This is a genomic window from Empedobacter sp. UBA5528 (assembly GCF_002426075.1).
Classification (GTDB): Bacteria; Bacteroidota; Bacteroidia; order Flavobacteriales; family Weeksellaceae; genus Empedobacter; species Empedobacter falsenii_B.
This window is the reverse complement of the sequence record NZ_DINY01000031.1, coordinates 1-13,836: the sequence shown is the minus strand read 5'-3', so window position 1 is coordinate 13,836 and position 13,836 is coordinate 1. Positions and strand designations below refer to the sequence as shown.

12 protein-coding genes are annotated in these 13,836 nt (G+C 31.1%); 8 read left to right on the top strand and 4 right to left on the bottom strand.

Annotated elements, in window-relative coordinates:
* Nucleotides 1-182: 182 nt before the first annotated feature.
* From B4L98_RS07225 to B4L98_RS07210, 4 genes are read left to right on the top strand one after another with little or no spacing between them, the layout of a single operon-like run.
* Entirely contained in the window at nucleotides 183-1,736 is a 1,554-nt protein-coding gene (locus tag B4L98_RS07225) for a bifunctional response regulator/alkaline phosphatase family protein (protein WP_291077902.1), read from the top strand.
* Nucleotides 1,737-2,141 carry a tRNA (adenosine(37)-N6)-threonylcarbamoyltransferase complex ATPase subunit type 1 TsaE gene (gene tsaE / locus B4L98_RS07220; protein ID WP_219035101.1) on the top strand — a complete coding sequence of 135 codons (405 nt, stop codon included), beginning with the start codon at nucleotides 1,737-1,739 and terminating at the stop codon, nucleotides 2,139-2,141.
* A gap of 6 nt (nucleotides 2,142-2,147) precedes the next feature.
* Nucleotides 2,148-3,353 (top strand): alanine dehydrogenase, encoded by a 1,206-nt coding sequence (locus tag B4L98_RS07215; RefSeq protein WP_221856537.1) that lies wholly within the window; start codon nucleotides 2,148-2,150, stop codon nucleotides 3,351-3,353.
* 17 nt (nucleotides 3,354-3,370) lie between these two features.
* Nucleotides 3,371-3,730 carry a hypothetical protein gene (locus B4L98_RS07210; RefSeq protein WP_147280013.1) on the top strand — a complete coding sequence of 120 codons (360 nt, stop codon included), beginning with the start codon at nucleotides 3,371-3,373 and terminating at the stop codon, nucleotides 3,728-3,730.
* Nucleotides 3,731-3,999: 269 nt separating this feature from the next.
* Here the strand turns inward: B4L98_RS07210 and B4L98_RS07205 are convergent, their stop codons facing one another.
* The 3 genes from B4L98_RS07205 to B4L98_RS07195 form a co-directional block, all read right to left on the bottom strand.
* A complete protein-coding gene (locus tag B4L98_RS07205) occupies nucleotides 4,000-5,235 on the bottom strand; it encodes a porin (protein WP_286496216.1) in 1,236 nt (411 codons plus the stop codon).
* 71 nt (nucleotides 5,236-5,306) lie between these two features.
* Nucleotides 5,307-5,837, bottom strand: coding sequence for a YqiA/YcfP family alpha/beta fold hydrolase (locus tag B4L98_RS07200; protein ID WP_219035345.1), 531 nt, complete (start codon nucleotides 5,835-5,837; stop codon nucleotides 5,307-5,309).
* Nucleotides 5,838-5,983: 146 nt separating this feature from the next.
* Entirely contained in the window at nucleotides 5,984-8,860 is a 2,877-nt protein-coding gene (locus B4L98_RS07195) for an alpha/beta hydrolase family protein (protein WP_291048092.1), read from the bottom strand.
* Nucleotides 8,861-8,981: 121 nt separating this feature from the next.
* On the opposite strand from B4L98_RS07195, the gene B4L98_RS07190 reads away from it, so the two are divergent.
* The 3 genes from B4L98_RS07190 (at nucleotide 8,982) to B4L98_RS07180 (ending at nucleotide 11,967) form a co-directional block, all read left to right on the top strand.
* Nucleotides 8,982-9,923, top strand: coding sequence for an MBL fold metallo-hydrolase (locus B4L98_RS07190; RefSeq protein ID WP_219035347.1), 942 nt, complete (start codon nucleotides 8,982-8,984; stop codon nucleotides 9,921-9,923).
* A gap of 149 nt (nucleotides 9,924-10,072) precedes the next feature.
* Nucleotides 10,073-10,507, top strand: coding sequence for a hypothetical protein (locus tag B4L98_RS07185; RefSeq protein WP_219035348.1), 435 nt, complete (start codon nucleotides 10,073-10,075; stop codon nucleotides 10,505-10,507).
* Nucleotides 10,508-10,674: 167 nt separating this feature from the next.
* On the top strand, nucleotides 10,675-11,967 hold the full coding sequence (locus tag B4L98_RS07180) for a serine hydrolase domain-containing protein (protein WP_291048098.1): 1,293 nt from the start codon (nucleotides 10,675-10,677) through the stop codon (nucleotides 11,965-11,967).
* Between the two features lie 52 nt (nucleotides 11,968-12,019).
* On the opposite strand, the gene B4L98_RS07175 is transcribed toward B4L98_RS07180, so the two are convergent.
* Nucleotides 12,020-12,841 carry a hypothetical protein gene (locus B4L98_RS07175; RefSeq protein WP_286496213.1) on the bottom strand — a complete coding sequence of 274 codons (822 nt, stop codon included), beginning with the start codon at nucleotides 12,839-12,841 and terminating at the stop codon, nucleotides 12,020-12,022.
* A 609-nt stretch (nucleotides 12,842-13,450) separates the two neighbouring features.
* On the opposite strand from B4L98_RS07175, the gene B4L98_RS07170 reads away from it, so the two are divergent.
* Nucleotides 13,451-13,786 (top strand): hypothetical protein, encoded by a 336-nt coding sequence (locus tag B4L98_RS07170; RefSeq protein WP_219035349.1) that lies wholly within the window; start codon nucleotides 13,451-13,453, stop codon nucleotides 13,784-13,786.
* Nucleotides 13,787-13,836 lie beyond the last annotated feature (50 nt).

Here is a 13,836-nt window from a genome sequence, read left to right as displayed (position 1 = left end):
TTTTTATAAAATATTTTAGATAAAAATCATTTTTGGAATTATTTATGCTAAATAATCATCGCAAATTTTGGGAAAACTACAATTTTGTTTAACATACAATTTTGATTTTAACATTTCCGTAATCGCTATATTTGGAATAATTCTAAAAGTAGAAATCAATATAAAAAATAAAAATATAACAAATGGCTATAAAAATTTTATGGATTGATGATGAAATCGATTTATTGAAACCACACCAGCTTTTTTTAGAGAAGAAAGGATACGATACAACAATGATAAATAATGCGACTGATGCATTAGAAGAAATAGAAAAAGAGAGCTTTGCAGCGGTTTTAATCGACGAAAATATGCCCGGTTTGAGCGGATTGGAAGCTTTACCAAAAATTAAAGAATTGCGTCCAAATCTTCCTGTTATTATGGTCACAAAAAGTGAGGAAGAACATATCATGGAAGATGCAATTGGCTCACATATAGCAGATTATTTAATTAAACCGGTTAATCCAAATCAGATTTTATTGAGTTTGAAAAAGATTTTGGACGCATCGAAAATTATTTCTGAAAAAACAGTGATTAATTATCAACAGGAATTCAGAAATATCACAATGGATATGATGAATGCACGCGATTTTGAAGATTGGCAAGAGATTTATAAAAAATTAGTTTTTTGGGAACTTGAACTTGAAAATATCGAAGATACAGCACTTTCTCAAATCATCGAAAATCAGAAAAGTGAAGCAAATGCAGCTTTCTTCAAATTTATAGAACGTAATTACGAAGATTGGTTGCACGACGACGAAGATCGTCCCGTTTTATCACATACAATTTTCAATCAATTGGTTCGACCTCATCTTGGAAAAGATAAAAATGTTTTATTGATTATGGTGGATAATTTACGCTACGATCAATGGAAAGTTATTGAGCCAATTTTCAATCGTTATTATAATTCAGAAGCCGAAAATTTATATTATAGTATTTTACCTTCGGCAACGCAATATGCTAGAAATGCGTTCTTTTCGGGTTTAATGCCGTTGGAAATTGAGAAAAAACATCCTGAATATTGGTTGAATGATACCGATGAAGGAAATAAAAATATGTACGAAAAAGAATTGTTAGGAGAACAATTAAAACGTCTTGGTTTTGGCGATTTATCGTATAATTATTTTAAAATTTTAAATTCTGATTTCGAGAAAAAAATTGCAGATGATTTTAATAATTACAAAAAGAATAATTTGAATGTAATTGTCTATAACTTTATCGATATTCTTTCGCATGCGAAAACAGACAACAAAATTGTTGGAGAAATTATTCGTGATGATAAAACGTATCGTTCGATCACAAAACATTGGTTTGAAAATTCATATTTAATGGAAATTGTGAAAAAAGCGGCGCAAGAAAAAATGAAAATTATTGTAACAACCGATCACGGAACAATTTACGTAAAAGAGCCTACGAAGGTAATTGGCGACAAAGAAGCGAGTACAAATTTGCGTTATAAATTGGGGAAACAATTGCAATACGATCCAAAAGATGTTTTGGCGGTTGAGCAACCAGAAAAATTCCTTTTACCTAAGGTTAATGTTACGTCAAAGTATATCTTTGCAAAAGAAAATTTATTTTTAACGTATCCAAAAAATTACAATCATTTCGTTAATTATTACAAAAACACTTACCAACACGGTGGAATTTCGTTGGAGGAAATAATTATCCCAATGGTTGTTTTAACACCAAAAAATTAAATGGAATTTATCATCAATAATTTAGACGAATTACCTGAAGTTGCTCAAAAAATAATCGATCAACTTCAGCATAAATTAATCACTTTCGAAGGAGAAATGGGAGCTGGAAAAACAACTTTTATCAAAGAGTTTGTAAAAGCTTTGGGAACAAATGATGAAGTTTCGAGCCCGACTTTTTCGATTGTAAATGAATATGAAACAGATAAAGGAAAAGTTTATCATTTCGATTTTTATCGTCTAAATCATGAAGATGAAGCCTTAGATTTTGGGATTGAAGAATATTTATATTCTAATCAATATTGTTTAATGGAATGGCCAAATAAAATTGCTAACTTTATACCAGATGAGCACCACACAATTACATTGAAAAATGTAGATGGCGTTCGTCATTTAAATTTTAGTTAATAGTATATGGACGGAAAAAATATTTTCACGCCTTTTTCTCAGGAAGATCTTATTCCTCAACCCGAGCGTTTAGAGATTCCTCATAAGAAAGAACGCTTTGATATTGGAATTCCAAAAGAAACAAATAATCAAGAAAAAAGAATTTGTCTTTCTCCTGATGCAGTCGAAATTTTAGTCAATAATGGACATCAAGTTACGATAGAAACCGGAGCAGGAGAAAGTGCAAATTATTCAGATAAAGAATATTCGGAAGCTGGTGCGCAAATTTCTTACAATACGCAAGCTGTTTTCGAGAAACCTATTATTCTAAAAGTTGGTCCACTTACTTTAGATGAAATTGATTGGGTAAAACCAAATGCTTTGATTATTTCATCTGTCCCTACAAATACTTTAAGACGCGAATATTTTCAGAAATTAATTACAAAACGTGTGAATGCGGTTGGATTTGAATTTATTCGTGATGAACAAAATCATTTACCAGTTGTTCGTTTATTAAGTGAAATTGCTGGAACAACAGCAATTTTGGTCGCAAGTGAATTGATGTCTTCTACAAACGGAGGAAACGGAATTTTGATGGGTGGCGTAACAGGTGTTCGACCAACAGAAGTTGTGATTCTTGGAGCTGGAACGGTTGCAGAAAATGCGACAAGAACAGCTTTAGGTTTAGGTGCTTCGGTTCGTGTTTTTGATAATTCATTAACGAGATTAAGACGATTACAACAAAATATAGGACAACGAGTTTCTACTTCTACATTAGATCCAAAAGAATTAGGAAAAGCTTTGCGACGTTGCGATTTAGCAATCGGTGCACTTCGCGGAGAAACGCGTACACCTTGTGTTGTAACTGAGATGATGGTACAAAATATGAAAGCTGGCGCTGTAATTATTGATGTGAGCATTGATCAAGGTGGATGTTTCGAAACATCTGAATTAACAACTCACGATCATCCGATCATTATTAAGAATGATATAATTCATTATGCAGTTTCTAACATCACTTCTCGCGTCGCACGCACCTCTACCAAAGCGTTGAGCAATTATTTCTTGTCGTATTTATTCCAAATTTCTGAAGAATCTGGTTTTTCGAATGTAGTACAATCGGATAAAACTATAAGAAATGGCGTATATTTGTACAAAGGAAGAATTGTAAAAAAGAACTTATGTGATTGGTTTGATTTACCATTTCACGACATTAATTTATTGATCATATGACGTTTACGCAAAGATTTATGAAGTATTTGATGGGAGTTGGAATTGGGTTAGTTTTCGTCGCTATGGCGTTTGGACCTCGTGCTTTCTCATGTAATTACTTTCCAAATGCAAGAGTTTTGGATGAAGCTTTTTCAAAAAGATTAGCTATTTCACCAGAAGCTCAAGCATTTTTAAAAGCAGAAAATTTAGATTCGACATTCTTGAAAAAAGAATTATTCAAAAGAAGTAAAGTTGATTTTGATCACTCGAAAAAAGATCAAGTTCCTTGTAGAGAATATTTGGCAAACTATAAAAGCAAAGACAATACAAAGGATTATGATTTTGTATTAGAAATTTGCAAAGAAGATTCAAAATTAGTTTCCATCAAAAAGAAATAAAACAAAAAACCACTTCAATTGAAGTGGTTTTTTGTTTTATAATTAATTTATAAATTTCAAAATTGCTAAAACAATTACGAAGATTAATATTGCGACAATAATTACATCTTTAAATTGCACTTTTTTAGTTCCGAACTCTACATTTCGATTTAAACTTTTTCTTTTTTTATTGGATTGCATAGGTTGATATTTGACTGCAAATTTATTAAATATTATCAAATATCAAACCTTTATTTTATTCTAAAATATTTAATTTACAATAAGATATCTTAAATCCCAATTTCTATCTGAAAACGCGCGTACCAGTTGTTTTTCTTTTCTAAATTATAGAATTTTTGTTGTTCATACGTAAATTCTGCTTGTAATTTGAAAGCATGTTCCCAAATATATTTTGTCAAACCTAATGTGTATTGATTTGTATTCGGTGTAAACTCAAAAATTTCTTTATCTACTGTTTGAGTTGAATAACGTCCTATCACCTCCCAGTGTTTCGGGAATGTGTATGAACCTTGAAAATCCATTCCTTCTCCATTATAGATATAATTAAAATCAGAAATATCTGTAGGGTTATAAAATAACACATTATCAGAATTACGATTCATATAAGAATACATCAAATTCCATCCACGATATTTTAACATCACATCCAAAAACAATGATTTTATATTAGCTGTTCCTCCACCTACAATATCATCTCCTAACATTCCTGCTGTTCTATGTGCTCTATCATTGTAACTATAAGCTCCCGAAATCATCAATTTTGGTGTTTGTTCGTGAACTAAATCACCTTCATAATTACTTCCACCTTTTGTAAATTCTCCAAGTGGAAACAACTCAACTTTTCCTGTATAAGCTAAACCAGTATCCTTAAAACTTGTCCAATTTCGCCCTTCACCAGTAGAAATAGCTCCTCTCAAAATATAAGAGAATTTTTCTTGATTTCTTTTATTGTATAAGACTTGAAATCCAAAATCGCGATCGATATTAAAATCTGCATTATTGATAGATCGATCCGTTAATTGTAATGCTCCAGAAGAATTAACACGTTGTCTATTTCCTGGAAGTTTTGTTTGACCAAATCCTAAACTCCAATGTTTATTTGGGTAATAGAAAATCATCGCATCACGAATAATATTTGTATTCTTACCCTCTTCTGCTTTTCCTACATCACCTGCTGCAAAAGATAATTGCATCGAATAACCAAATTTTGGATCTCCGATATATCCATCAAAACGCAATCTTAAACGACGAATTTGTCCATCAATATTATCTTCTTCTCCATCATTATGATTATAACTAATGCGATTTTGCATACGAAATCTAATATTGACCTGATAAAGACTATCTGGAGAAGTAATTCCCAATCCGTTACCATAGCTGTAATAAGGCGACATCATATTCTTAAAATCCTGTACAGTTTTCTTTTTAGATTCTGTAGAATCTTTTACTTGCGCATACGAACTGATTGAAAATACAATAAGTATTAATATTAAAAATTGCCTCATGTTTATTTATTTATTTCTTGATTCGTGTGCAAAAATGCAGTTAATAAAATTAAATAATTGTAATGCGTAAATTAAATTAACGTTAACAATGACTCGAAGTTACGTATTCGATGATTGTCATCAATTTCTATGATTTCGATTTGTTGTGGAAAGATATTTTGTTGAATTTCAAAGAAAGTTTTTAGTTTTTCAAAATCCAAAACTTCGTCATGTACAGAAAGAAAAACCGTTGTATTTTCGAAACGATTCATATCCACTAAATATTGCGAAAGATTTTCTGGAAAATTATTTTCGACTTTCATCGACACATCAACCAAAGGATTTAACAAAATTAATTCACTCGATTTTCCATTTTCCTTTAATTTTTGTTGCAATTGCCAACCAAAATTCCCTCCAGTAGAACTTCCTATAATTGCCAAATCATTTACCAAACCTTTTAAATGTTCGTAAGCTTCAAATAAAATAGTTGCAATATTGTCCTCCGTTTTCCATTCAATACAAATAGCTGAAGGATAATTTTTTAGAATAGTTTTGAATTTGGTTGAATTTGCCGAACTATTTAGTCCATGGATATAAACAATTTGTCGATTATTAGTATTCATATTCAGTGCAATTATCCCTCTAAATTAAAACTTTTTCAAGAAGTTAATTATACATGAAATGTAAATTTAACAATATAATTGTGTTGTAAGAAATTCTTTTGACAAAAAAAGCGACCAAATTGGTCGCTTTTAAATATTTACTATAATTATTTCTCTAGATCAAATCCCCAATCAATACCTTTATTAATTGCAGAAACACCTTCTGTCATCCATTTCGGAGCAGGTTTATCTTTCAGATAATGATCAAAAAATTGAACTTGACGTTGTTGAATATCATTTTTATTCGCACGTTTTATCAAGTTATGATCATCTCCGTTATAATTTAACATCCAAACTGGTTTTTGTAAACGACGCAATGCCATAAACATTTCAATTCCTTGATACCAAGGAACAGCACCGTCTTCGTCGTTATGCATGATTACAACTGGCGTCGTAACTTTTGGCATATTAAACAAAGGCGAATTTTCGATATATAATTCCGGCGCTTCCCACAAGGTTTTACCGATTCTACTTTGCGTTTGTTCGTACTGAAATTGACGACTCATACCCGTCCCCCAACGAATTCCACCATAAGCAGAAGTCATATTAACAACAGGCGCACCCGTCCAAGCAGCAGCATACATATTGGTTGCAGTGATCAAATGTGCAACTTGGTAACCTCCCCAACTTTGTCCTTGTATAGCGATTTTACTTCCATTTACCCACGTATTTTTCTTCAACGCTTCTACTCCAGAATTGATATAATCTTCGGCAGATTTACCAGGATGACCAATTGTATATGAAATATCTGGTGTAAACACAATGTAATCGTTACTTACAAAATATGTGTGATTAATACGAGAAGGCGTTGGCGCAGGCGCTTGATAACGATTCAAATTATCCGAAAGTTTTTCGTAGAAGTAAACAATCATCGGATATTTTTTATTTGGATCAAAATTCTCTGGTTTATACACAACTCCTGTTGCATCTTTACCTGAATACGTTTTCCACGTTACCAACTCACCATTCCCCCATAAATAATCTTTTTGTTGCGGATTGATTGCAGATATCTTTTTCTCATCTTTAAAATTTGTTGAAACATAAACATCAGGCGAATTTCGGAACGATTCTTTTGTATAAATAAATTCGTTGGCATTCAACGCTTTCTTCATTTTTTGCGTTCCCCAAGTATTCGACATGACAACTTCTTCAGGATTTTTTGCTTTCGAAATGATTGTTTGATAAACCCCTGATTGTTTATTCTGATTATTAAAAGCACCTAAATAAACTAAATTATCTCGATTAATTGTTTTAATATCATCATTTAATTGATTGATATCAAACGTAATATTATGTTTACGACCGAAACCATTTGTCATATTTTCTGGACGACGTTTTCCAACCAAATCAAACTCCCAAATATCATATCGATCTTTGATTAAAACCGTTTCGTCATTATCAGTAAAATAGGCAACTCCATATTCTTGCGCTAAAGTTGGTGAATCATTTTCTTCGTCATAAAATTTCACTTTCAGCTTTTTATTCAGAACTTTTGTTTCCTTTGTTTCGATATTATAGCTCGACCATAATCCATTTTCGGCATTATAAAAAACAGCAAATTTTCCATTCGGCGACATTTCCACTTTTCCAGCCAAAGCTTTTGCAAATAATTCACGCTCTCCCGTTTTCGTATTAATGATATAATAATCTTTACGACCTGTTACATCCCAATTCAAGCTTAATCGATAGGCATTATCAGAAGTTCCTAAAGCAAAATTTGAATTTCCTTCGTTCAAAATCTCGACTTGATTCATATCCAAATCCGCTAATTGTGTCACTTTTACAGGATTCGATAAATCAATCACAGATAGGTACGAACGTTTTTTCTCTCGCTCAAGATTCTTCAATTGTTGTGGTTGAATAAAATCGTCTTTGTAACTCCAAACATCCACTTTTGCATGATCATCAGCAATCAAAGTTGTGTCTTTTTCTGCTAATTTCGGCATCAAACCAATGAACAAAGAATTTCCATCTTTGCTAAATTTTGGTTGACGATTTTCTGAAACTTGCCAATCTTTTTTCAATCCTAACAATTCAGATTTCCTGATTTGTTGCGGATTATTTGTTGTAGAATAATATAAATAATATGTTTTATTTTCCTTTTTCTCTTCGTCAGAAGTTCCAACAAAAGCGACTTTATTTGCTAATTCATCAAACGCAAATTGTTTAAAATCACCAATTGTATCTACCAATTGTTTTTGAACAAACGTTGCTGTATTCACTAAGAAAACACCATATTTAGTTTTATCTAAACTATCTTTTTTCTCTTGTTTAGTCGAAAAAATTAATTGCTTACCATTCTCGCTAAACTCATAATTCATCACATTTTTGAATGATTTTCTCTGACCTGAAATCAAATTTCTCAACACCAATTCTAACGGCGTATCTTTCTTATCTTTTCCAGCTGATTTTGCAACTTTATCCTTCGTTTTTGTAGAATCTGACTTGTCTTTTTTATCATTCTTCGTTTCTTCTTTTTCTAATAAATAAGCTAAAAGAGAACCTCCTTTTTTCGGTGTTTTGAATGATTTTATATTTGGTAATTTCTCGACTTGATTTGTTGCAAGATTTAATATTCCGATTGAATCTTTAGCAATTTCATGTTCCTTTTTCTTTTTGATTCGAACCAATTTCAAATCTTTGTAAAAAGGTCGAATTTTAAAAACGGCAAATTTAGAATCTGCTGTAAAAACACTTTGTTCACCACGATGAAAACTTAGATTTTTATCTGTTTTCAAACCAAAAAAGTTCAATGTATTATCGCTTTCTTGTGCATATACTTGATAAGCAACCCACGAACCATTATTTGATAATTCTTTCATTCCGATTGATTGCCATTCATCAAAAACAGTCAAATCAAGAGGTTTCTTTTGCGCATCAACATTCGTTGCCAATAAAGCAATTGCAGCTGCATACATTGCTTTTTTCATCATCAGTTGAGTCGCATAATTTTTCAATATTTTAGTAGATAATTTCGATTTCATTCTAACTAATTTTTATGCGTTAATTTTTAAAGAAATGTGAAAATACTAAAGTTTTTAGAAACTATGGGGATATTTTAGTTTAATAATACTTTTCAGTTGTATTTTTGTTAAAATTCTTTTTATGAAAAAATATCTATTAAGTATTGGATTCGGAATTTCGATGATTGCATCAGCACAAAATATTCAGATTGTTCCACTTGGTGTTTATGGAGGTAGCAATGAAAGCAATCTTTCATCTTATTTGATTGGTGAAGAAACAACAAACAGCTATTTAGCATTGGATGCAGGAACAATTCTTTCTGGAATCAATAAAGCAATAGAGAAAGGTACTTTTGAAGAACAAAACAATAAAATTCTGAAAAACTATATCAAAGGATATTTTATTTCACATGGACATTTGGATCATCTTTCTGGGATGATTATTAATTCTCCAGAAGATTCTAACAAGCCTATTTATGGTATTTCTGAAACAATTTCAGTTTTAAAAAATAAATATTTTACCAATGATGCTTGGGCAAATTTTGCCAATGAAGGTGAATCGCCAATTTTGAATAAATATTACTACAAATACGCAGAAATAGGAATACCTTTCACAATAGAAGGTACTAATTTCACAGGAACTATTTACGAATTGAGTCATGTAAACCCTTTAAAAAGTTCAGCAATATTAGTCGAAAATGGTTCAAATGCAGTCTTATATTTTGGTGATACAGGAGCTGATCGTATCGAAAAAACTCAAAACTTATCAACTATTTGGAAAGCAATTTCACCTAAAATTAAATCAGGAAAATTAAAAACAATGATGTTAGAAGTTTCTTTTCCGAATTCTCAACCCGAAAAATTATTATTTGGTCATTTAACCCCAAAATTAATGAACGAAGAATTAGGCGAATTAGCGAAAGAAGTTGGAAAAAGTAGGTTGAAAGGTTTAACAATTATCGTTACTCATATCAAGCCAAAAGATGATTATGAGCAAAAAATTAAAGACGAATTGTTAAAAGATAATCCATATAACATCAATTATATTTTCCCTCAACAAGGTGAAAGAATAACTCTTAAATAAATAATAAATACGAATTTATCATTTAAAGACAAAATAATTTTCAACTATTTATTTTAGTCGGTCAATTTTTATTATTTTGATAAATTAGCACTATTGATTTTTCATTTATTCGAATGGCTATTTTACATTTGAATAAACCATAAGAAAAAATGATCGCGCAAATAGGAGAAATTTTATTAATCGACAACCAACAATATATTATAGCCGAACAACCATTACATCATTATTTTAGAGAATTAAATCATCCACCTTATTTTACTCCACCTTCGCCAACATGCTGGAGAGGATATTATGGGAAATGGGAATTGAGAAATGACGAATTGTTTTTGATTAATTTCAGAGGATATTTGGATGGTTTGGATGAAGTTGAATTGAATTATTTGTTTCCGAGAAGAGAAGAAGTTTTTGCGAGCTGGTATTCTGGAATCATTAAAATCTCACAAGGAAAATTATTACAATTTAACCAATTGACACATACATCAATTTATGAAGAAGATTTAATGTTGTGTTTTGAAAACGGAAAACTAATCGATTATATCGTTCATAGTAATTGCACAAATTCTGAACGAGAAGTTGAGATCTAATCAATCGAATACTTCAAAACTTGTCGGTGAATTCGTCTTGTTATTTGACCTTATTATTCTTTCGAATTCACCGATTTTTAATAAAATAAAGTTTAAAATGGTTTTCGTAAATTTGAGAAGCAAGCTTCTCCTCTACTTCATTTATCAACCAAATAGATAGTACAACTATGAAAAAAATATTAGTTTGTTTAATTTTAGTGATGACGCAAATGAATTATGGACAACAATTCTTGACTGCAGAGCAATCGGATCCAAAGAATTTTAATTGGATGAAAGGGTTTCCACCTGCAAAAGAAGATATTTTGTCCGCTATAGATGGTAGCTTTTTTAACTTTCCGGCTTTGCGTTACAGCGTTTGTCATATGCGCGAGTTTTTCCCAACTGTAAATGTTGCTTCGGCACAAGAAAACAGATATACTTGGGCAACTAAATTGGATCAATCTATCGATAATGTGACTTTTACTCCTTTAGAAACTAAAGAAACTATGACATGGAAAGAATCTTTGCAAAAAAATTATACCGATGGAATTATTGTTTTACACAAAGGCGCTATTGTTTATGAGAATTACTTTGGAGAACTAAACAAAAACGGAACTCATACCTTGATGTCGGTTAGTAAAACCTTAACGGGTACATTGGGCGGAATGTTAGTTGCCGAAGGTATTCTAGATGAGAATAAAAAATGTAGTGATTATATTCCTGAATTGAAAACCTCAGCTTTTGGTGATGCTACGATTCGTCAAGTTTTGGACATGACCACAGCTTTACAGTATAGTGAAGATTACAGCGATCCGAATGCAGAAGTGTGGGCTTTTTCGGCTGCTGGAAATCCTTTTCCTAAACCTGCTAATTATAATGGACCTACAAATTATTATGATTATCTAAAAACAGTCAAGAAAAATGGTAAACATGGCGAAGCTTTTGGTTATAAAACAGTGAATACTGATGTGATGGGTTGGATTATTACAAAAGTATTGAATAAACCTTTGGCTCAAATTCTATCTGAAAAATTTTGGCAACCGTTGGGAACTAACTTTGATGGATATTACCAGATTGATGGTGCTGGAATTGCTTTTGCAGGAGGTGGATTTAATGCAAACCTTAGAGATTTGGCAATGTTTGGAGAAATGATAAGAAACAATGGTTACTTTAATAATCATCAAATTTTGCCTAAAAAATTGGTTGACGAAATAAAAAAAGGAGGAAATCAAAAAGCTTTTGCAAAGGCAGATTATAAACTTCTAAAAGGCTGGAGCTACAAAGATATGTGGTGGGTAACCAATAATGAGCATCAAGCATTTATGGCGCGTGGCGTTCATGGTCAAGCGATCTATGTTGATCCAAAAGCGGAAATGGTTATTGTGCGATTTGCTTCCAATCCGGTTGCATCGAATAGTGCGAACGACCCGTATTCGTTACCAGCTTATCATGCTGTTGCAAAATATTTATTGACTAAATAACAAAAAGCTCAACTAATGTTGAGCTTTTATTTTATATGATAATTTGTTCGAATTAATCTTCTGATTCTTCTACTTCCGATTGTAAGCCTTCTCCAAATTCACTTAAAGCAGAATTTAATGAAATCTCTGTACAATACTTAGATCCTAAATCTAATCCTTTTTGTAAAAACTCTTCCGCTTTTTCCTTTTCTCCTGTAAAATAGTAATACGTATAAAATAATCCGTATCCATCTGGATTTCCTAAATCAATCACACGTTGTGCTAATTGCTGTAACTCTTTATTTGGTTTTAATTTCAACTCTTCTGTTGCACTTAATGTTTCGAAAACACCACCAGATTGTTCAGCAAATTTATAGGCAAAAACTACTTTACAACTTTCATCAAAACCTTCTTTACACAGTTTTGCATTTGCAGCTTCATTTTCTTTTAATTTTTTAGTTAAACTTTCTTCATCAAAATCAAACAAATAGGTTGCATTATTTTTAAAATTAATATCATAATTCTCTGCCATCCAATTTGCACGTTGTGCTAATTTAGAATCTGATTGAGGTTTATTTTCGAAAGATTTCAAATTTGATTTATACACTTTTTTATCCACCCAATCTGAAATTCCTTTTAATTGATTTTTCTCTTTTTTGAAGATAAAAACCGTTTTTTCGACAAATATTATAACCGAATCATTGCGTTCTGTAAATTCGTAACCAACCTCATCAAATTCACCGATTGTTACTCTTCCTTTTCCATCAAATTTCAATGGATTATATAATTCATCTTTTGCTTTTGTTGTAAAAACGCCTTCTAACGTATTAGTCGCTTGTTGAGCAAAAAGTGCTGACACCATAAAGAATGTTGTCAATAAAAATAGTTTTTTCATTTTTTAGAAAGTCTCAATTAATATTACGCCAAAAATAAACGTTTTAATTCGTCTAAAACTCACTAATTATAGTTAAAAATAAATTTCTTTGTTATCAACCAAGGACTCGGATAAGGTAAAACACACCTGTTTATAATCAACCGAGGACTCGGGTAAGTTAAAACACATCTGTTTAGAATAAAAACGTCGCACAATAACTAAGCTTTCGTCTTGCCCAGAGGGCATGAGATGGAAGCCTGTTGAACGGAACCGAAGTTAGCTTTTAATTCTTATGGAGTTATCGAAGTTTAGTTTTAAGCTATATAAGCAGTATTTTATATGATTACTGCTTTTTTTTATGCTTACGTAGAATGCGAAGTAGTGAAAACCTTAGTTTTTAAAATAGTATATACTCCACAAAAAAAGCTCCTCTCAGGAGCTTTTTGGGTTATGCAACGTTATTTATATATTCTTTTTTGACAATTAGTAAAAGAAAACACGAGCAAAAGTGGGAGAAAATTTGTAGGATTGTAGTTTTACAATAAGGGGTTTGATTGTGATTTTTTGGTATATTTGAGTGTAAAAAAAAATATTATTAACTATTTTAAAAGTAAATAAAATCAAGATTTAATGACTAATACAATAAAAACAAATTGGAAAACAACTGATTTTCGTTTTGTAGCTTTTTTAGATATATTAGGTTTCAAAGATAGTATTATGAGAAATACTCATGATGAAATTTATTCTAGATTAACCTCTATAAACAAATTCAAAAAAAGTATAGAAAAAACAAATTATAGTACTCATCTTGATGGATGCTATAGTGATACTGAAGTGTATATCGTTAACTTCTCTGATTCAATTGTTATCTTCTCTAAAAATGATGATAAATATAATTTTGAATATTTCCTTATTATGGTCAGATATTTATTTGGGTGTAATCTTCCCCTTGTTAAGAACACTTAAAAGTAGAGTTTTTATTTAATATTATTGTATTATTATTTTGATTAATTTGA

Excerpts from the sequence above, each read along its gene's own strand:
- B4L98_RS07225 (WP_291077902.1), top strand. The coding sequence starts at position 183 with ATGGCTATAAAAATTTTATGGATTGATGATGAAATCGATTTATTGAAA.
- tsaE (WP_219035101.1), top strand. The coding sequence starts at position 1,737 with ATGGAATTTATCATCAATAATTTAGACGAATTACCTGAAGTTGCTCAA.
- B4L98_RS07215 (WP_221856537.1), top strand. The coding sequence starts at position 2,148 with ATGGACGGAAAAAATATTTTCACGCCTTTTTCTCAGGAAGATCTTATT.
- B4L98_RS07210 (WP_147280013.1), top strand. The coding sequence starts at position 3,371 with ATGAAGTATTTGATGGGAGTTGGAATTGGGTTAGTTTTCGTCGCTATG.
- B4L98_RS07205 (WP_286496216.1), bottom strand. The coding sequence starts at position 5,235 with ATGAGGCAATTTTTAATATTAATACTTATTGTATTTTCAATCAGTTCG.
- B4L98_RS07200 (WP_219035345.1), bottom strand. The coding sequence starts at position 5,837 with ATGAATACTAATAATCGACAAATTGTTTATATCCATGGACTAAATAGT.
- B4L98_RS07195 (WP_291048092.1), bottom strand. The coding sequence starts at position 8,860 with ATGAAATCGAAATTATCTACTAAAATATTGAAAAATTATGCGACTCAA.
- B4L98_RS07190 (WP_219035347.1), top strand. The coding sequence starts at position 8,982 with ATGAAAAAATATCTATTAAGTATTGGATTCGGAATTTCGATGATTGCA.
- B4L98_RS07185 (WP_219035348.1), top strand. The coding sequence starts at position 10,073 with ATGATCGCGCAAATAGGAGAAATTTTATTAATCGACAACCAACAATAT.
- B4L98_RS07180 (WP_291048098.1), top strand. The coding sequence starts at position 10,675 with ATGAAAAAAATATTAGTTTGTTTAATTTTAGTGATGACGCAAATGAAT.
- B4L98_RS07175 (WP_286496213.1), bottom strand. The coding sequence starts at position 12,841 with ATGAAAAAACTATTTTTATTGACAACATTCTTTATGGTGTCAGCACTT.
- B4L98_RS07170 (WP_219035349.1), top strand. The coding sequence starts at position 13,451 with ATGACTAATACAATAAAAACAAATTGGAAAACAACTGATTTTCGTTTT.